Source organism: Streptomyces sp. NPDC005281, from assembly GCF_040607495.1.
Lineage (GTDB): Bacteria > Actinomycetota > Actinomycetes > Streptomycetales > Streptomycetaceae > Streptomyces.
In genome coordinates, this window is record NZ_JBEXGX010000113.1 from 1 (window position 1) to 1,077 (window position 1,077).

Genomic DNA, 1,077 nt, shown 5'->3' on the forward strand with positions numbered 1-1,077 from the left:
CCGTTGCCGTTGCTGGTGGAGCGGGAGCGGGCGTTGTTCGGGGCGTGGTACGAGTTCTTCCCGCGCTCGGAGAGCGGGGTGCTGGATCCGTCGGTGCACGGCACGTTCCGTACGGCCGCCGAGCGGCTGCCCGCGATCGCGGAGATGGGTTTCGACGTCGTCTACCTCCCGCCGGTGCATCCCATCGGCACCACGCACCGCAAGGGCCCGGACAACACCCTGTCCGCGGGCCCCGAGGACGCCGGGGTGCCCTGGGCCATCGGCTCCCCCGAGGGCGGACACGACGCCATCCACCCCGCGCTGGGCACGATCGAGGACTTCGACGCCTTCGTGCGCCGGGCCGCCGGCCTGGGCCTGGAGATCGCGCTCGACTTCGCGCTCCAGTGCTCCCCCGACCACCCCTGGGTGGAGAAACACCCCGAGTGGTTCCACCACCGCGCCGACAACACCATCGCCCACGCGGAGAACCCGCCCAAGAAGTACCAGGACATCTACCCGATCGCCTTCGACCGGGACATGCCCGGCCTGGTCCGCGAGACCGTCCGCGTCCTGCGCCACTGGATGGACCACGGGGTACGCATCTTCCGCGTCGACAACCCCCACACCAAACCCGTCGTGTTCTGGGAACAGGTGATCGCGGACATCAACGCGACCGACCCCGACATCATCTTCCTCGCCGAGGCCTTCACCCGCCCCGCCATGATGCGCACCCTGGCCGAGATCGGCTTCCAGCAGTCCTACACCTACTTCACCTGGCGCAACACCAAAGAAGAACTCACCGAGTACCTCACCGAACTCTCCGGCGACAGCGCCGCCCGCATGCGCCCGAACCTCTTCGTCAACACCCCCGACATCCTCCACGAGTTCCTCCAGCACGGCGGCCGCCCCGCCTTCGAACTCCGCGCCGTCCTCGCCGCCACCCTCTCCCCCACCTGGGGCATCTACAGCGGCTACGAACTCTGCGAGAACACCCCCCTGCGCCCCGGCAGCGAGGAATACCTCCACTCCGAGAAATACCAGCTGCACCCACGCGACTGGGAGTCGGCAGAACGCGAAGGCCGCACCATCGCACCGCTG

At 68.6% G+C, this 1,077-nt stretch carries 1 protein-coding gene; it reads left to right on the forward strand.

The features are described from left to right. Positions 1-1,077 (forward strand): alpha-amylase family glycosyl hydrolase (locus tag ABZV42_RS42295; RefSeq protein ID WP_356057712.1); only part of this gene is annotated, 1,077 nt, incomplete at both ends.